This window comes from Ruegeria sp. K11 (genome assembly GCF_056531905.1).
Window position 1 is genome coordinate 33,658 of the sequence record NZ_JBQFMP010000019.1, and the last position, 16,764, is coordinate 50,421.

Below are 16,764 nucleotides of genomic sequence, written 5' to 3' on the forward strand. Positions count from 1 at the left end.
ATTCGGGTCTGCAGGTGTTGTCGCAGGCAGGGCGGAAGGATTTGCCTGTCAACTGTGAAACTGCCACACTGTGTTTGTAGCAACTATATTTCTCAGGCTGTCTGAGAACGCCAGTAGCTAAGACTTAAACGAAATTGTCTTTCCCTTTTGCGTTTCAATTCGGTTGTCGGCTTATGGCCGGGCTCCAGCCATTGCCAATATCGTAGCTTGTAATACCTACCGCCGTCTCCACAGTCTTTGAACCCAGGTCTTTCTCCATTACGATACCGGTTTCGGACACAAGAAAAGTTGTTACGCCGGTAACGCCGTATTCCGCGGGAACTGCAAGCATGGCGTGGCCAGCCAACATCTTGCCATCAACCAAATAAGAATACGCACCACCCGGTGCGTTCGGACCCTGTTCCTGCAATACGCGGAAGTAATATCCCCGGAAGGGCTCTGGGGCTTCGGGTCCCTGACCCTCGTCAAAACCGTCCAGACTAGCGCGGGCCACCATATCACCTACCGGGCTGTCATCACCCGGCCAATAAAGGCCGTCACGCGTCCCGGGCGTTGAAATCAATTGGGACGCAAACTCCAGAACACCATCGCCATCGTGATCAAACTCGCGGAACGCGCGCTGGATTGCGACATAACCCTCAAGTGCTTCAATCACTGCAAGTTCGTTGCGTCCAATCTGGCGCAACAGCAACTCTTCTCGTCCCGCATCTACGTCAAAAACCCAGCCTTCATCCCTGCGGGTAAGAGGAATACCAAGCGGCCAGCCTTCTTTCCCCAGCTCGATGATGACACCGTTCTCCTGCGGGACAAAGCGATAGCCTTCGGTATGCAGACCTGCAAGCTCCTCAAGATGTGCGATGTTGGCCGGATTGTCAGGGTCCAGAAACAGGTCCAGTGCGCTGGAATCAACTGCTGCAACCGTGTCTTCAACCGACCCTCGGGCAAACGCCTCGGCCAACCGATCCAGGGCATCCTGGGGTGTCTGGTAAACCGGAGTCTCGGCCAAAGCGGATTGGACGAATGCTGCCAAAAGGCCGGTCAGAAACAGATATCTCATATTCCTTACCTCCGGTTTGGCCGCGTGCTGCCGCGGGATGCCTTGCCACGCGTCGAATGGGCCCTTGCGCCTCCGCCAATTGATTTCTTCGCGGCAGGGGCCCGCGACGCAGGCGGGCGAGATTGTGCGGGGCGTCTAGCTGGCTGAGTTACAGTGGGGCGCTGGCTCGGTCGATTGACCGAGGGGCGCGTGTTGTTCACTGGTCTGGTATTTGGACGCGGGGTCGGCAGCGAAGGTTTGGTGGCAGGACGCGCACCAGGCTTCACCGCTCGGTTTGGCCTGGTCAACGCTTGCCCTTCGCGACTGCGTTCACGCAGCGTTTCCGCTCCAGTACCGTTGATGCCACGGTTTACGGTCGGCAAATTGTCGCGATTAACGCGATCTGCAATATCTGGGGCACCCGTCCGGTTCGACAATTTGCGGCGAAGATCATCGTTCCGGTTCGGGCGGTTAACGGGGAGCGTCGTGGCACCATTAGGGCTCCTGCGGTCGGTGATGCGGTCGCGGGCTTCAACCCGTTTCTGCGGGCCAGGCCGCCAGCTTTCACCCGGGCGATTGCCAATGATGTTATTATTCCGGTCAATGTTGATATTGATGTTGTTGTAAACCCGGCCGCTGCTCCATCCACAGCAATTTCGGCATCCCCAATATCGGTAAGAGGGGCCAAAGATCGCGTCGACCACAACGAAGGTGCCCCAAATGATCAAACTGGTTGCAATCACATCACCCGCGGTCGGCCTTGGTTGCGAAACATAGACAACTTCAGACTTGTATTGCGGAACGTAGACCACCTCGGGATTGGCGGGCACGATGATGATATTGTCATTCTCGTCTTCTGTCACTTCGACCGCCTCATTGCTTTCAAGGGCCCCATTGGCCAATGCGATGTCGCGGAGATCCTGCACGGCTTGCAACACTTCATCCTGCTGGGCCAGCATTGCGGTTCCAAGGGCTTCGGTCCATTCTATATGGTCCGCCATCTGACCGATGAGGTCCGGAAACCCCAGTGCCAGAACTTCCACGCTTTCGTCCCAATTCTGGGCAGCGATTTCATCACTAAGTTCCTGAGGTTCCGCATCCGGGTTTTCAAGCAGAAAACGGTCAGCTTTCAGTACGTCGAACGGGACTGTAGCGCTGACCAGAACCTGAATTAGCAACGTGTCTGGATAAAGCGCGATTGGACCAACAAGAGTCCTCAACTCTTCATTTGTCAAACCTGTTGCAAACTCAGGAAGCGGTTCGTCTTCTCCGACGTCCACGGCAGAGGCGGTTGGTTGTGTGTCCTGCGCCAAGGTTCCGTGCGGGAGAGCGTGCACAAGAACCAGACAGAGGGCAAAAGGCACAACCATTTTCATTCTGGGCATTCTGATTTCCCCTGCGCGCAAAAGATAAAAAACCGCCGTTCGCTTAGTCTTTGAAGACTATGAGACTAGACTGAACCACGCAAGAAACCTGTATTTGCTGCGGATGATGTATCTGTGATCGTCAAAATCGTCGCTGGCGGCCAGAATTAATTGAACTGTGCCTGTAGTTGAGAGGCTCGCGCGACTGAATTCTGAATACTTGTTGAAGCAAGTTTTTGGGACATCATGCACCGTCGATCAATGGCTATGTGAAACATGCACCTGCCCAAAATTTACAAATTCTGCTGTGCATGTACACCGTGCGACACACAAACAGCATTCAGGGGAAGAGAAGATCAGAACAGTCCCGGACCAGCCTGAGAAATACAGTTGCTAGGGCCTCCAATTGTTACGCGGGCTCTACTGGCCAATCTAAAATCCTCGCAAAACCCGGTTGGGGTAACTCTTGGAAGTTATGTCGGCACCTTTCCAATGATGGACGCACCCGGAAATGTCATTTATCAGTCGACGAAAGCTGCCGCACATGCCGTCACCAAGTCATTGGTTGCAGAATTAGCTGAAATAGGCATCACATATTTTTTTCTAAGACCCGGGCCAACCAGGACCAGACTGCTGCCCGATGGAGAATTCGAAACTGAAGACTCTGCTCGTCTGATGCGCGAAGTCATAATGGGCAAGTGGTTCAGTTGCAAAGTTTTAGGTCAGACAAATAGACCTGAGATCGCTTCAAGTTCAGATTGCCATCTCGGAGAATTGACGAAACGGGCAGATTCCAGGCGACAACTGATCCTTGCGGATCATGTGCGCAACTTCGATGCCGTCGAGCGTTGCCGCCGCTGAAACAAAGGCTTTGAAGTCCAGCATTGGCCGTGTGCGCCTCTTGATGAAACGGTGATCTTGTTCCACGATGTTATTGAGATACTTGCGCCTCACCATCTCGATCAGGATCGGGCAGCCAAAGCCTTTGAGCATTTTGTTGACGGCCTTGATGCCAGCCGTGTTAGCTCCGCTTTTGTCGATGACAATCTTTCTGGGCAATCCATTGACCTCCAACATCCTAGCGAAGACCTTTTTGGAGGCAGGCTTGTTTCGTCGCGGGAAAAGCATGAAATCAAGCGTCTTGCCGTGCTTGTCGACGGCTCTATCGAGATAGACCCAGTTGCCTTTCACCCTGATGTAAGTCTCGTCCATTCTCCAGGAGCGATCGCACGGTCCCTTTCGACGACGCGCCGCTTCAGCGATTGCGCCTGCATACCGCGTCACCCAGCGGTTCAGCGTCGTGTGATCCACTGCAACGCCTCGCTCGCGCATGATCTCTTCTAGATCGCGATATGACACACTGTATCGGACATAGAAGAACACTGCGAAGAGGATCATGTTTTTCGGATACTACGCGCCTTTGAAAGAGATCCTAAAACAGACTTTCGGCTTCAATATTTCGATATCCAATCACTCGAAACATTTATGAGCGTCAACAGTCAAAAATTTGCAACAGATCCTTCTCATACATACTGCCCTAAACGCAGCCGATCAGGCTTCTACGCGCCGCTTTTGCAGCCGCAGATTTGAGGCCGTGTGATGCGCTGAGATATTGGTCGCTCCCATCATAAGCGACCTGCAGAAGGGGTTCTCTGCGACCACCCTTAGATTACTAGGGCGAAAACGCGTTTGTTGCTTCACTGCATGATGCGTTAAATCAGCAGATCGCGTGAGATGCAAAAATTTGGTGGCGTCCGATTATCTGTGTCTAAAGCGATCTACAATCGTCTGACATAGCCTATATGGACTTCGCTATTATCAGCCGAAAATCGGCTCAGACGATCCATCGTGGTCTTACGCGACAATTCAAGGTGGTCGATCAATTTTGTTTGTGCTCCTTCCCGATCACCTGACAGTATGGCCCGATAAACGGCTTCATGCTCTTTCGCGAAGAAGATCTCGGAATGGTATCGAGGATAATAGTAGCTATTGAAAACGTGAACCAACCTGCAATTGCGCAGAGTATGCATCAGAAAATCGTTGCCACAGAACGCAAGAACGCGATCATGAAGGTCTGCTTCCAGCTCTTCCAACTGCTCCGAGGAATAAGCGGTGGTTTGAGCGTTTGCGTTCAGTGTTCGATCCAGGCAGGCGTTGACAAAGGTGGTGTCGATCCGATCAAACGCTTTGGACAAGGCATATGGTTCAAGCAGCTTCCGAACCGCAAATTGTTCGGCAATGGTTTCTTTATCAAAACGGTTCAGTATCCATTTTTGCCCCTCTAGGCGTACTATGTTGTCCGCAATCAACCTGAACTGAATATCGTTTAAAACGGTTCTGCTGATGTTGTGCTGTTCAGCCAGATTCGAGGGGACAATTCTGAATTCTCCGGTACTCGCCACGGCCATGAGTTCAGACTTGATGTCGTCATAGCGCTCCATCCACTTTTGCTCGCGCTTGAGTTTTCTGATATTCGCAAGCGGTTGTTTGCGGTCCACTACCGGATCTTGCTTGGAATCTGCAGATCCAGGACTCGTAACAAAAAAACCACGTTTTCCGGGCCGCAACTGAACATATCCATGGGTCCGCAATTCATGGAGCGCGTTTCGCGCAGTTTGTCGACTGACTTCAAAATGATCAGCGACTGTCGACTCGGTCAGGCGCATTCCATCTGGAATCTCTCCAGATGCAATTGCCTCGTCAAGCCGATCCCTAATCTGGGCGTACATTGGGCCAGGGTTAAACTCTGCCAAATCGGTCTCCCACGTTTCTACCCTGGATTGGCGTGTCTTCATACGCCGGTTTAGTCAAGAAAAACCCAAGGCTTCATGTAGCTTGAAATTACAACTTTTGTATGCAAAAGTCAAAAATGAGACCAGCGTCCGATTCAAACGTCGCGGTACTCGGAGGAGGAAACAGATGAAATATTCCAACGTTAAAAGTTTGATTTTGGCGACAGCGCTTGCCGTGGGCGGTGTCGCGCCCGCAGTTGCCGAAGACATGACGATCATGTCGTCCATGCCCTCGCTTCAATTTCCGTTTTTTGTGCACATGCAAAACAGTATCAATGATGAAGCCCAGAACATCGGAAACATCTCTATTATTGAGGCGGACGGACGTAATGAATCACCCAAACAGGTAGCGGATGTCGAGAACGCGATTGTGCAGGGTGTTGATGGGATCATCATCAGCCCCAATGATGTAAACGCGTTGGCGACAGTTATTGAAGATGCGGTGAACGAAGGTATCCCGGTCGTAACAATCGACCGTCGTGTCGACAATGTCGACGGTTTGCTCGCTCATGTGGGTGCCGACAATGTGGCTGGTGGCGAGGCGCAGGGGCAATGGGTCGTGGAACAATTCCCCGATGGTGCGCAAGTCGTAAACCTTCAGGGCCAACCGGGTGCCAGCCCAGCCATTGACCGAAATCAGGGATTGCACAATGTTCTGGATCCGCTGAGCGATAAGTATCAAATCGTTGCTGAACAAACCGCCAACTGGAGCCGGGATCAGGGCCTGAGTGTCACAAACGCAATCCTGACCGGTCTGCCTGAGTTGCCTGATGTCATCGTCGCAGCCAATGACGAAATGGGCTTGGGCGCGCTGGAAGCGCTGCGGTCGATTGGAGCAGAAGATAAGGTCAAGATCATCGCCTTTGATGCGGGCCCCGAGGCGCTTTTGGCGGTGCGCGAAGGTGGGCTGGCCGGTGCGGTCGACCAGTTCCCTGGCCTGCAATCACGCACTGCCGTGCAGATTGTCAATGCCTTTGTGACCGACGGCACACGCCCGAAAGAACAGGTGAACCTTATCATCCCCCGCATGATTATTGCCGACAACCTGGAAGAAGCCGAACGTTACGGTGAAATCAAGTAATGCACAGACCGCATGCGGGCGTCGCCGCCCGCATGCGGTCGTCAACTGACAAGGTGCGGATCGTGGCAGACCCGATACTGAGTATCTCCGACCTGACTAAAACCTTTCCCGGCGTGACTGCGCTTGATGGTGTGTCGCTTGAGGTGGGGCCGGCCGAAGTCCATGCCCTGCTGGGCGAAAACGGGGCCGGAAAATCCACCCTGTTGAATATCCTCAGCGGTGCACAGCCCGCCGACAGCGGTGAAATCGCGCTGTTCGGCGCCGCTTTGCAAGTTGAAACCCCGCTGGAAGCGCGTGAGGCCGGGATCGTCACGATCTATCAGGAATTCAGCCTGATCCCGCCGCTCTCGGTTGCGGAAAACATATTTCTGGGTCGCGAACCAAGGGGTACCTTCGGCATCCGTCATGGTCAGATGCATCGCGATGCAAAACGGGCGCTGGACAGGATCGGCCTGACTATTTCGCCCTCGCGCTTGGTGAGCAGCCTGAGCGTGGCCGAGCAACAAATGGTCGAAATCGCCCGCGCTTTGTCGTTTGATTCCAAACTGATCATCATGGACGAACCGACCGCCGCGCTCAGCGGGTCCGAGGTGGATCGCCTTTTGGACATCGTATTGGAGCTGAAGCGTCAGAATATCAGCGTCATCTATGTCACCCACCGTCTGGGCGAGGTGTTTCGCATTTGCGACCGCTACTCCGTGCTGCGCGACGGGCAGCTTGTCGACATCGGCAACGTCACGGACACCGATGAGGACGGGTTGATTCATTCCATGGTCGGGCGCGAATTTTCACATATTTTCGCCAAACGCACCGCTGCGACGGGCGGAGAGGTTGCGCTCGAGGCGCGTGACCTGACCAGCATTCCCAATCTGCGCGATCCCAACGCCACGATGGTGCACGAGGTCTCGTTGCAGGCCAAATACGGTGAAATCCTTGGGGTGGCCGGGCTTGTGGGGGCGGGGCGCACGGAAACGGTGCGCATGTTGTTTGGTGCGGACGGGCGTCAGTCCGGTGAGATTCTTGTGGACGGTCAGCCGGTCGAGATCGACAGCCCCCGGCAAGCCATCAACGCCGGCTTGGGGCTGGTAACAGAGGACCGCAAGAAACAGGGCTGCTTTCTGGATCTGCCCGTGAACCACAATATATCGATCGCGTCCTTGGCCGAGCTGTCCAGCAAATTCGGACATCTCGACCTGGGCGCAGAAAACCGGCTTTTCGAAGAAAGCAGGGACAAGCTGGACATCAAGGTCTCGGGCGCGCGGCAGGCGATCGGCAAACTGTCCGGGGGCAACCAGCAAAAGGCCCTGATCGCCCGCTGGCTGGCCAAGGCCCCCAAAATCCTGATCGTGGATGAGCCGACCCGCGGGATCGACGTGCGATCCAAGGCGCAGGTTCATGACATTCTGTTTGACCTTGCCGACCGGGGCACGGCGGTGATCGTGATTTCCTCGGAACTGCCGGAAATCCTGACCGTCTCGGACCGGATTCTGACCATGTCCGAGGGCCGGATCACCGGTGAGTTCCGGCGCGAGGATGCGACCGAAGAAACCCTGATGCAAAGCATGACGCCCGTGCAGACCCTGCCGAGCGAGACCCCAATTTCCGCAGGAGCCCGGCCATGAGCGACAACACCAGACAAGGAGACACCGGTGCCAAGGCGGCCGTTCAGCAGGAAAACGAGGCCCGACCGATTGACTGGGCGGGCGTGCTGGCGAAACTGGCCCCGCTGATCTTTCTGGTGCTGCTGGTGATCGTCTTCACCTCGTATAATGAGCGGTTCCTGTCGACCCGAAACATCCTGAACATTTTGACCGAAGTGTCAATTTTCGGCCTTTTGGCCATCGGCATGACCTTCGTGATCCTGACCGCCGGGATCGACCTTTCGGTCGGCTCGACCCTGGCCGCCGCAGGGATTGTCGGCGCGGCGCTTGTGACGGGCGGGCAAACGGAATCCTTTTCCCTCGGCGGCGGAGATCAGGAGGCGCTGTGGTGGTTCTGGGCCTTTTCGGCGGCCATCCTTGTGGGAACGCTTGCGGGGCTGTTGCAAGGGGTCACGACTACTGTGTTCAACGTGCCGCCCTTTGTTGTGACGTTGGGCGGCATGTCGCTGTTCCGGGGCATTACTCTGTTGGTGGGCGATGGCGGACCGATCAGCGGCTTTGACGCGGGATATCGCTGGTGGGGTAGGGGCGATATTGCGGGCGTTCCCGTTCCAGTGGTCCTGTTCGTCAGCGGTACGATTCTGGCGTGGTATGTTCTGAATTACACCCGCTACGGCCGAAGTATCTACGCCGTGGGCGCAAACCCCGAGGCGGCGCGGCTGTCGGGGATCAACGTCAAGTTCGTCATCGCAAGTGTCTACACAATCACCGGCTTTTGCGCCGGGCTGGCCGGATTTGTCCTGTCCGCGCGCCTGAACTCGGCCGAGGCCGTGGCGGGCGTCGGGTTCGAATTGCGCGTGATCGCCTCGGTGGTCATCGGCGGCACCAGTTTGTTTGGCGGCGTCGGCTCGGTTCTGGGGACCGCGGCGGGGGCGTTACTGATCGGGGTTCTGCTCAACGGGCTGGTCATGCTGAACGTCAAACCGTTCTGGCAGCAGATCGTGATCGGCATCATCATCGTCGCCGCCGTTGCCTTCGACACATACATCAAATCGCGCAGCCGCAGTAGCTGATCGCGCCAACGGGAAGCCAGAGAAGAATGAAATTCAAAACAGACCTTGTCGGCGTGATCGGCAAACCGGTGTGGGACAATCCCAGCGAACCGATGGTGCAGGCGGCCTTTGACCATCACGACCTGCCGTGGCGCTATCTGACGCTGGAGGTCGATGAAAACGGGCTGGCCGCTGCGGTTCAGGGGCTGCGCGCCATGGGGTTTGCCGGGTTCAACTGCACCATGCCGCACAAGATCGCCGTGATGGATTGTCTGGATCAGATTGCCCCGTCCGCGTCATTGATCGGTGCAGTCAACTGCGTTGTGCGCAAGGGGGATCGCCTGATAGGCGAAAACACCGATGGGCGCGGTTTGGTTCGGGCGTTGCAGGATGTGGTGTCGCCGCAGGGGCTGAAGGTTACGATGCTGGGCGCAGGCGGCGCGGCCCGCGCCATCGCGGTGGAACTGGCCTTGGCCGGTGTGCGGCATTTGACGGTCGTAAATCGGGACACAGCGCGGGGGCAGGACCTGCTGGCCCGGCTGCAATCCGATGAACTGACTGCGCAGACCACGGGGCTCACTGCCGAATTCAGACCACTGGTCAGCACCATCCAACTGGACGCGGACACGGATGTTTTCGTAAATGCCACCTCGATTGGCATGTATCCGGATGCCGACGCCCTTGTTCCGCTGGATTTTGACAGCCTTCCGTCCTCGGCGCTGGTGATCGATGTGGTGCCCAATCCGCCGCAGACGCCTTTGCTCAAGCGCGCCGCAGACCTTGGGTGCCGCACCATCGACGGGCTGGACATGCTGATCGAACAGGGGCGCTATGGCATCGAGCTTTGGACCGGCGTCAGTCCCGACAAGGCCCCCATGCGGGACCGCCTGGAACAGGTTCTGTAACGGCTATCCCAAACTATTCAACGTTACGATTTCGAGCAGGAGAAAAACATGTCGGAACAGCTAACGGTCGTCGCGCATATCCGGGCCATTGACGGTCAGATTGAAGAAACCAGATCTATCCTGATGGGTCTGTTAGAACCTACCCGTCAGGAACCGGGGTGTATTGAATATTGGCTGCATCAGGACAACGAGGATCCGGCCGAGTTTATGTATTATGAAAACTGGGCGAACCGCGCGGAGTGGGACAAACACAACGCTTCTCCGCATCTTGAGGTGCTGTCCGATGCCAGGGACACGGTATTCGAGCTTCGCAAACTGCGCCTCATGTCGATGATCTCAACCGCCGACTCCGCCAGATGATCTGCTAATCCGGCGCTTTGATTGTGTCTGGAGGGTCGCAGAAAATCGTATTGAAAGGTTTTAAAAAGAGATTCTCTTAGGGAAGGGACTGATGAAGAATCCGACGATGGTCGATATTGCGCGCCATGCCTGTGTTTCGGCTGGCACAGCCTCGAACGTGTTGAACCGGCGTCCAGTGCCTTGCTCGACCGGTTGACCCACCATATCAGCATCCTGGAGACGAACGGAGGAAGCTGTCGTTTCGCACAGAGCAAGGCGCGGCAGAACTCCTAAGGCACAGAATAGATTGGTCCCGGCGGACCAAGACGCCTTGGCAACCGCCAGCTATTTGGGAGCGGGTTTGCCAAGGCACCGGTAACCCAAACAGTGGACAACTTTTGCTCCGCCAAATGGCCGTCTTTCTCATCGCCGTGGACAACGTTGGAGGCTGTTAGATATGGCTTTTGGCTGGACCACCTGGACCATCAAGGCAGGCTGAAAGTTAGGTCGCGATTATTCAAAGCTACTTTCGTTGATTGAAAGTACAACGAGAGGTCAGCATACGGTATGGACGGTTCTTTGTGCTTACCGAAGAATAGAGTCCAACTTGATAGGTACGTCATTGGCTAGTTGAAACCAATGCCGAAGGATTCTGACACTGAGTCAGTTAGATCTTTGCTTTGAAGATTTGAAATGCAATTGGGGCAGCAGCGATAACAATAAGAATCCTAATGATATGTGCGGTTGCGACAAACGCCACATCAGCGCCCATCGCTAGCGTCAACAGACTCATCTCAGGTAATCCGCCAGGCGCAAACGTCAGAAGTGTCTGTTTCAGATCCATACCTGTCTGCCAGGTCACAAAACACGCGCAAAGAACCGCGACTATCATCATGCCAGTTGTGGAGATGGTGGCCAAACCGATGTCCCGGCATATTTCGCGAAGCGGCACGCCGACAAATCTGCATCCGACAACGGTTCCCATTACAAGCTGGGCAAGGTTGACGGCCATCGTAGGTGGAGCGCTTCCGGTGAGGCCCGTGAGATGCACGATCGATGACAGAATCATGGGGCCGATGACGGGACCTGCGGGGAGTTTCAACTTCGGGGCAACCAAGGCACCGATCACAGCGCAGGCGATAAGTATGCCATAGTCGGCTAGATTCAGGTCTTCAAAAGCTACGCTTTTTGACGTTTGACCCGTCGAGCGAACATCGAAAAAGAACCAGAATATGAACGACACAACAGAAACAACGATCAGCACCCGACTTGCGTGAGCCAGCGCAATTCGTCGTTCGACACCTCCGGCTTCCGCACCGATCAGCATCATGTCATTCAATCCGCCAGGTGCCGACGAGAAATACGCAGTGACAGGATCAAACTGACCAAGCTTGGTGTACACGGCGAAAGCAACTGAAAACGCCAGCACGATAAAAATCGGGATGACGGCGATTGTGACGGCCCATTGAGAAATCTGCTCGAAAATCTCGGGGTGAAATCCAGAGCCCAGCATCACGCCAATGATTGGCATGATGACCTTTCGCAATTTGATTGGAGCCTGAACGGGCGCGCCAGCAATTGCGCCAATCGTAACCATGATCATTGATCCCAGCATCCATGGAAGAGGAAACCCGATGCTCGTAGCAAAGCCTGCGCCAACTAAGCCTATGGAAAGTGCAACGATTTTCCCGCTGTAGTGGCGCATGTTCTACCATTCAATAAAGTGGGTGCAGGTGGTCAGCTTCTTCCGGTGACACACTCTTCTGACTCGGAAGACCATTCCACACCCGGATCAATCGGGTAAATAGGGCGCGGTGTCTTCTTGAAGTCTATTCGGGACAACTCCGGAGAGGTCAGGCCCGGGCCGTCGATTTCCACAACGTGGTCAGGCGTGAAATACTCGTCGAAACCGGCCCTAAAATGGCCGCGGGATTTGACGACAATTGTGTTGAAATCGGCGATGTTCAGCCCGAAACGCTCGACGAATGCGGGTTCACACAATTGGCGACGAATGCTTGTGACCATGATCAGCACACCCTGGCACCGCAGAAGGGCGCATTGGCCAAGGTCTTGCCGCCCGCCCGCATAAAGGCCACGTCTGCAATCGACCGGGCCATCGGCCAGTTTCACGACGTCGACATCGGCTGTCAGATGGCCCGATTGCGTATCGGCTTCGGACCGGTTGAACCGGGCTTGAAATCTTACGCCCTCGCCATGTCCCGCTGCCTCGGCGGCGAGCTCGGGGTCAAAGAGCATCCCGACCAGAGCGTTTTCAACCCCTGCGTCGAGCATGGCCTGCAATATGGCCAACGTGTTGCCGCGACCTCCGCCGCCCGGGTTGTCCGCCACGTCTGCATAAATACGAGCGGTGCCCCTATCCGACATCAGGCGAACAGAATCGTCGATTGAGGTCAGGTTGATCCGGAACTCATGGCGCGCGTCCCAAAACGCCTGTCCGATAGCGCGCGCGGTTTTTAACGCGATCGCAGAGGTATCCGCCGTGACCGTGACATTCACACCGGCCTTCGACGAATCTCCGACGGAAAAGCCTGCGCATAATGACACGTTCCAGATCGGGCCGATGGCCTGTGTCACCGCTTGGTTCATAAGCCGCCCATATGGCCCACCTGTCGTATCCTGCGTGGTCGACGGCGGAATAAAGGGCAGGCGGACCAAGGCACGGCCTGTTTTTTCTCCGTTCAGCAGCCGTTTCATTGCAGCGGCTGCTTCCTGTCCCCGTTCGAACTGATCCACATGAGGATTGGTCCGATACGCGGCGATGAAATCCGCGCCCTCAATCATGGCCGGACTGACATGGGCGTGTAAGTCCAGCGTCACCGCCAGCGGGACACCCGGCCCGACAATTTTGCGGATCAGGGAGATCAGAGTCCCATCTGGGTCTTCGTCGTTGGTTGCGATGCAGGCCCCGTGCGCGTCCAGATAGACACCATCGACGTCGGCCGGAAGCTGGTCATGCACCGCTTGCAACAACTCGTCGAAGAATGGGCCGTCCATCATGCCGCCAGCCCCTGCGAATGCCGCGAAGACCGGCACGGGGTCAAACGGCCCGAAATCCTCTTGGAACCCTCTGATCCCGGCCGAGGCGAGGGCAGGTCGTTCCGCCAGGTCGCGAGCGAAGTCTGTGCCGATGGCAAGGCGTTGAGCGGCAAAATCCGCGCGCGCAGTTATCGGTGCGGCACGATTGCTTTCCAGATGGAAATGGATCAGGGCGATACGGGGCAGGGTCATACGTCAGGCTTCACTTTGTGCGGGGTTTGGACAGGTCGGGCCCAAGGTCAGCGACCTTCCAGTGCGATAAGCAGGTCTGTTCGGGATCTTGAGCGGTGTTTCTTCAGTGCCGCGGCCGCTTCTTCGGCGCGACGTTCCATCGCCAGACCCATGATCTGCGCGTGTTCTTCATCAACCAATTGGACGTATTCGGGTTCGAATATCCTCTTGGGCAGCAGAATCCGGCGGTATCGTTCGGAATGCAGGCTGAGTGTCCGAATGAAGAACTGATGCCATTCCGAGGTATGTGCGCCGATCAGGGCCAGATGGAATTCCCGGTGGAAATACTCCCGCTCGATCAACGAGGTTCCTTCCCGCGCGCGCTCGCGTTCCAGCCTGTGAAACGCCAGAACCATGCGTTCTTCCCACTCGGTATCCCCATGCTGGATCGCCTGAACGAAGGCCTGCGATTCCAGCTGGTCCCGTAGATCGAGCACTTCGACCAGATCCTCGGCTGACAGATCGCGGACGCTGAAACCGGTCATGCCTTTGGTTTGCACGAATCGCTCGCCCGCGAGCCGGTTCAGGACTTCGCGGCAGGATCCGGTGGAGCCGCCGTACTCGGATGTTAGTTCGCGCACTTTCAGCTTTTGCCCCGGTTCAAGCTTTCCCGACCGGATGTCCTCAAGAATCGAATCATAAATTCGGTTCGTTATCGGTTCTTTGGCGGTCGAGGTCGCGGAGGTGGGCAAAATATCTGTGCGCATTCCTTGTGTTTAACATGTGATCGGGCATTAGAAAATAGTCGAATTTGAAATTGTTGACCGATAATTATGTTTCTGCTACAAATTTATAGATCATCGAAATAATAGAAATGTTCGAACATATGATTGGACACTACGACATAGCCCCCATGCCGGACCAGATCGACGGCGAAATCTTGTCGATGCTGTCCGGTGTTTCGGTTGCAACGGTCGGTCATCTGACCTGGACCGGCTTTCTGGATCATCACCGCATCACGCCGCGCCAGTCCGACCAACGCATCATGGGAACAGCCGTGACGCTGCGGTTGCCCACGCCGGATTCGACTCTGTTGCATTATGCGTCGGGACGGGTGCGTCCCGGCGACATCGTCGTGATCGACCGGGCAGGGGATACCCGTTTGGCCTGTCTTGGTGGCAATGTAGCCTATGGGCTGGTGCAGGCGGGCGCGGCGGGTGCCATTGTCGATGGCCCGATCTGCGATCCCGACGAAATCCGCGAACATGACTTTCCGGTCTGGTCCGACGGTGTTTCGCCCATCACCACGCGTCGGACCGGCCCCGCAGGTAGCCTGAACCTGCCCGTCAACTGTGGCGGCGTTGTGGTTCATGCGGGCGATCTGATCATGGCCGACGATAGCGGAGTGATCTGCATCCCCCGCGCCCAAGCCGCAGAGCTCGCCAAAGCGGCGGCGACAAAAGAGGACACAAGCACCCAGCGCCGTGCGGACATGAAGGCCGGGGCAACGCTTGGCGCCTTGTCCGGTGCCGACGATCTTGTGGCGCAATACGCCGTGACCGTGGAGACAGCGCAATGACTGATCTTGCAGCAACCACCATTCTGAACGCCCGCGCAGCCGTCGCCGCCGACAAGCCCTTTCTGATCCCGGTTGGGTCGACGGAACCGCACGGGTGTTTTACGCCCATGGGGGATTACCGGCTGGTCGATGAACTGGCCAAGCGTCTGGCAAAGAAAACAGGTTGCATCACCGTACCAACGCTGCCTTTTGGTCATGCCACCTATTTTCAGAACGCCCCTGCAGGCATCGCCCTGTCTGCCGAGACATTTGCCGCCGTATTCTCGGAGATTGTGGACGGTCTCATTCGGGACGGCGTTCGGAATATTCTCGTTCTGAACGGGCATGGCGGCAATTCCGGGATCATTGCCAATCAGCTTCGGTTGGCGCGTGCCAAGCACGGCATCATCATTCCGTCGGTTAATGTCTGGGGCAAGTTCGACGATGATGTGTGGAACCGTGCGCAGCCCGAACTCGGTATTCGCGCCAAAGGCCACGGGACCGAGCCGATGGGCTCGCTCAGCCGCTATCTGTTCCCCGATGACTGCCCCCCGCAGCAGGACGTGCATCGTGAAGGCAAAGGCGAGATGAACGGAATCCCCCTTGTCTCGATGCATCAGGGCAAGTTCGAGGATCTCGACGTAAACCTGCCCGTTTATGCTGAGGACATCAGCGAAGACGCAAAAATCAACGGTGAAAACGTGCCGTTCAGTGCCGAGGCAGGCAAGATCTTCTTCGACGACATTCTGCATAAGCTGACCCGCTTTGTGGATGCTTACTTCAACCTCAATTCTGCGCATACCAATCAAGGGAGAACACCATGTACAGAACACTTAAAAGCGTAGCCGCAAGCGCGACAATCGCGCTGGCCGCAATGGCCGGTGCGGCAATGGCCGCCGACAACTTCCCGAACGGGCCGGTCACTATCGTTGTGGGCGCAAAACCCGGCGGCGGACTTGACACATTGTCCCGCATATTTGCGCCGGCTTTGACCGAAGCGCTGGATAACCAGCCCATCGTCGTCGCGAACCGTCCGGGTGCGGGCCAGTTGATTGGCCTGAAATTCACCAAACCTGCAAAGCCTGATGGCCAGACCGTCGTGATGATCTCGGGCTCGGCCATGATCGCAACGATGGTCAAGGAAACCGGCGTTGACGTTCTGAACGACTTCAAACCAGTGGCGCATGTGGCCGTGGCGAACCTGGCCGTTGTTGCCCCTAAGGCGCGCAACCTGAACTCGGTTGCCGATCTGAAACAAGCCATTCTGGACGCGGACGCGGCAGGCGAACAGCTTCGCTGGGCCCATACCGGTAAAGGCTCGATCACCGATGTCGCCATGACCAGCTGGCTGCTGGCCAATGATCTGCAGGACAAGGTGCAGGACGTCCCGTTTGCAGGCGGCGCCCCGGCCCGTGCTGCGATCATCGGCGATCAGGTGGCCTTTGGCGTAGTTGGCACGCACCACTATCTGGCCAACCTCGACACCATGAGCGCAATCGGTGTCATGGCTGAAGAACGCGATGGTCTGGCCCCCGATATGCTGTCCTTCGCCGAACAGAATACCGAGTTCGTCGCCATGCCTGCACCTTACCTCGTGCTTGCCCCCAAAGACACCCCCGACGAGGTGATCGAGGAACTGACCGCCGCGTTCAAATTCGCCATCGATGACCCGGCGACGCAGGAAAAAGTCAAGAACGCGAACCTGAATGTCGTGTTCATGGATGGTGCAGAAACCCATGAGCACATGAAAACGCTGATGGACGCATGGCGCCCGACGACCGACGCGGTCGCAGGCTCGCTGTAAGAGC

Annotated in this window: 16 protein-coding genes and 1 pseudogene; 10 read left to right on the forward strand and 7 right to left on the reverse strand. The window is 56.3% G+C overall.

Annotated elements, in window-relative coordinates:
* Positions 1 to 154: 154 nt before the first annotated feature.
* Positions 155 to 1,057, reverse strand: coding sequence for a DUF2950 family protein (locus ACR0K4_RS20915; RefSeq protein ID WP_480522118.1), 903 nt, complete (start codon positions 1,055 to 1,057; stop codon positions 155 to 157).
* Positions 1,058 to 1,062: 5 nt separating this feature from the next.
* Positions 1,063 to 2,421 (reverse strand): DUF3300 domain-containing protein, encoded by a 1,359-nt coding sequence (locus tag ACR0K4_RS20920; protein WP_480855607.1) that lies wholly within the window; start codon positions 2,419 to 2,421, stop codon positions 1,063 to 1,065.
* Positions 2,422 to 2,790: 369 nt separating this feature from the next.
* On the opposite strand from ACR0K4_RS20920, the gene ACR0K4_RS20925 reads away from it, so the two are divergent.
* Entirely contained in the window at positions 2,791 to 3,261 is a 471-nt protein-coding gene (locus tag ACR0K4_RS20925; protein WP_480855608.1) for an SDR family NAD(P)-dependent oxidoreductase, read from the forward strand.
* Here ACR0K4_RS20925 and ACR0K4_RS20930 read toward each other — a convergent pair.
* Together ACR0K4_RS20930 and ACR0K4_RS20935 are read right to left on the reverse strand one after the other, a co-directional pair.
* Entirely contained in the window at positions 3,154 to 3,798 is a 645-nt protein-coding gene (locus tag ACR0K4_RS20930) for an IS6 family transposase (protein ID WP_480855610.1), read from the reverse strand. The genes ACR0K4_RS20925 and ACR0K4_RS20930 overlap by 108 nt on opposite strands.
* Positions 3,799 to 4,178: 380 nt before the next feature.
* A complete protein-coding gene (locus tag ACR0K4_RS20935) occupies positions 4,179 to 5,153 on the reverse strand; it encodes a GntR family transcriptional regulator (RefSeq protein WP_480522122.1) in 975 nt (324 codons plus the stop codon).
* Positions 5,154 to 5,319: 166 nt separating this feature from the next.
* On the opposite strand from ACR0K4_RS20935, the gene ACR0K4_RS20940 reads away from it, so the two are divergent.
* The 6 genes and pseudogenes from ACR0K4_RS20940 to ACR0K4_RS20965 all read left to right on the forward strand — a co-directional run.
* Positions 5,320 to 6,273, forward strand: a complete 954-nt coding sequence (locus tag ACR0K4_RS20940) for a substrate-binding domain-containing protein (RefSeq protein WP_480855611.1) — start codon at positions 5,320 to 5,322, stop codon at positions 6,271 to 6,273.
* Positions 6,273 to 7,895, forward strand: coding sequence for a sugar ABC transporter ATP-binding protein (locus tag ACR0K4_RS20945; protein ID WP_480855612.1), 1,623 nt, complete (start codon positions 6,273 to 6,275; stop codon positions 7,893 to 7,895). The genes ACR0K4_RS20940 and ACR0K4_RS20945 overlap by 1 nt, the downstream gene beginning before the upstream one ends.
* A complete protein-coding gene (locus ACR0K4_RS20950; protein WP_480855613.1) occupies positions 7,892 to 8,947 on the forward strand; it encodes an ABC transporter permease in 1,056 nt (351 codons plus the stop codon). The genes ACR0K4_RS20945 and ACR0K4_RS20950 overlap by 4 nt, the downstream gene beginning before the upstream one ends.
* 26 nt (positions 8,948 to 8,973) lie before the next feature.
* Positions 8,974 to 9,831 (forward strand): shikimate dehydrogenase, encoded by an 858-nt coding sequence (gene aroE / locus ACR0K4_RS20955; RefSeq protein ID WP_480522126.1) that lies wholly within the window; start codon positions 8,974 to 8,976, stop codon positions 9,829 to 9,831.
* A 48-nt stretch (positions 9,832 to 9,879) separates the two neighbouring features.
* A complete protein-coding gene (locus ACR0K4_RS20960; RefSeq protein WP_480522127.1) occupies positions 9,880 to 10,191 on the forward strand; it encodes a putative quinol monooxygenase in 312 nt (103 codons plus the stop codon).
* A gap of 171 nt (positions 10,192 to 10,362) precedes the next feature.
* Positions 10,363 to 10,464: pseudogene (locus tag ACR0K4_RS20965) on the forward strand (ATP-binding protein); the annotation flags it as partial.
* A 373-nt stretch (positions 10,465 to 10,837) separates the two neighbouring features.
* Here ACR0K4_RS20965 and ACR0K4_RS20970 read toward each other — a convergent pair.
* The 3 genes from ACR0K4_RS20970 to ACR0K4_RS20980 are packed head-to-tail and all read right to left on the reverse strand — an operon-like array spanning position 10,838 to position 14,165.
* The gene (locus tag ACR0K4_RS20970) at positions 10,838 to 11,875 is read right to left on the reverse strand and encodes an AbrB family transcriptional regulator (RefSeq protein WP_480522128.1); all 1,038 of its coding nucleotides are present in this window, start codon (positions 11,873 to 11,875) and stop codon (positions 10,838 to 10,840) included.
* 32 nt (positions 11,876 to 11,907) lie between these two features.
* Positions 11,908 to 13,419 carry a M81 family metallopeptidase gene (locus ACR0K4_RS20975; RefSeq protein ID WP_480855615.1) on the reverse strand — a complete coding sequence of 504 codons (1,512 nt, stop codon included), beginning with the start codon at positions 13,417 to 13,419 and terminating at the stop codon, positions 11,908 to 11,910.
* Between the two features lie 47 nt (positions 13,420 to 13,466).
* A complete protein-coding gene (locus ACR0K4_RS20980; protein ID WP_480855616.1) occupies positions 13,467 to 14,165 on the reverse strand; it encodes a GntR family transcriptional regulator in 699 nt (232 codons plus the stop codon).
* A 119-nt stretch (positions 14,166 to 14,284) separates the two neighbouring features.
* Here ACR0K4_RS20980 and ACR0K4_RS20985 point away from each other — a divergent pair, with 119 nt between their 5' ends.
* Genes ACR0K4_RS20985 through ACR0K4_RS20995 form a run of 3 tightly spaced genes read left to right on the forward strand, consistent with a single transcriptional unit; the run spans position 14,285 to position 16,760 of the window.
* Positions 14,285 to 14,977, forward strand: coding sequence for an RraA family protein (locus ACR0K4_RS20985; protein ID WP_480855617.1), 693 nt, complete (start codon positions 14,285 to 14,287; stop codon positions 14,975 to 14,977).
* Positions 14,974 to 15,801: a creatininase family protein gene (locus ACR0K4_RS20990; RefSeq protein WP_480855618.1), complete on the forward strand. Its 828-nt coding sequence runs from the start codon at positions 14,974 to 14,976 to the stop codon at positions 15,799 to 15,801. Before ACR0K4_RS20985 ends, ACR0K4_RS20990 begins: the two co-directional genes overlap by 4 nt.
* Entirely contained in the window at positions 15,777 to 16,760 is a 984-nt protein-coding gene (locus ACR0K4_RS20995) for a tripartite tricarboxylate transporter substrate binding protein (protein ID WP_480855619.1), read from the forward strand. Before ACR0K4_RS20990 ends, ACR0K4_RS20995 begins: the two co-directional genes overlap by 25 nt.
* Positions 16,761 to 16,764: the final 4 nt, after the last annotated feature.

Excerpts from the sequence above, each read along its gene's own strand:
- ACR0K4_RS20915 (WP_480522118.1), bottom strand. The coding sequence starts at position 1,057 with ATGAGATATCTGTTTCTGACCGGCCTTTTGGCAGCATTCGTCCAATCC.
- ACR0K4_RS20920 (WP_480855607.1), bottom strand. The coding sequence starts at position 2,421 with ATGCCCAGAATGAAAATGGTTGTGCCTTTTGCCCTCTGTCTGGTTCTT.
- ACR0K4_RS20930 (WP_480855610.1), bottom strand. The coding sequence starts at position 3,798 with ATGATCCTCTTCGCAGTGTTCTTCTATGTCCGATACAGTGTGTCATAT.
- ACR0K4_RS20940 (WP_480855611.1), top strand. The coding sequence starts at position 5,320 with ATGAAATATTCCAACGTTAAAAGTTTGATTTTGGCGACAGCGCTTGCC.
- ACR0K4_RS20945 (WP_480855612.1), top strand. The coding sequence starts at position 6,273 with ATGCACAGACCGCATGCGGGCGTCGCCGCCCGCATGCGGTCGTCAACT.
- ACR0K4_RS20950 (WP_480855613.1), top strand. The coding sequence starts at position 7,892 with ATGAGCGACAACACCAGACAAGGAGACACCGGTGCCAAGGCGGCCGTT.
- aroE (WP_480522126.1), top strand. The coding sequence starts at position 8,974 with ATGAAATTCAAAACAGACCTTGTCGGCGTGATCGGCAAACCGGTGTGG.
- ACR0K4_RS20960 (WP_480522127.1), top strand. The coding sequence starts at position 9,880 with ATGTCGGAACAGCTAACGGTCGTCGCGCATATCCGGGCCATTGACGGT.
- ACR0K4_RS20970 (WP_480522128.1), bottom strand. The coding sequence starts at position 11,875 with ATGCGCCACTACAGCGGGAAAATCGTTGCACTTTCCATAGGCTTAGTT.
- ACR0K4_RS20975 (WP_480855615.1), bottom strand. The coding sequence starts at position 13,419 with ATGACCCTGCCCCGTATCGCCCTGATCCATTTCCATCTGGAAAGCAAT.
- ACR0K4_RS20980 (WP_480855616.1), bottom strand. The coding sequence starts at position 14,165 with ATGCGCACAGATATTTTGCCCACCTCCGCGACCTCGACCGCCAAAGAA.
- ACR0K4_RS20985 (WP_480855617.1), top strand. The coding sequence starts at position 14,285 with ATGATTGGACACTACGACATAGCCCCCATGCCGGACCAGATCGACGGC.
- ACR0K4_RS20990 (WP_480855618.1), top strand. The coding sequence starts at position 14,974 with ATGACTGATCTTGCAGCAACCACCATTCTGAACGCCCGCGCAGCCGTC.
- ACR0K4_RS20995 (WP_480855619.1), top strand. The coding sequence starts at position 15,777 with ATGTACAGAACACTTAAAAGCGTAGCCGCAAGCGCGACAATCGCGCTG.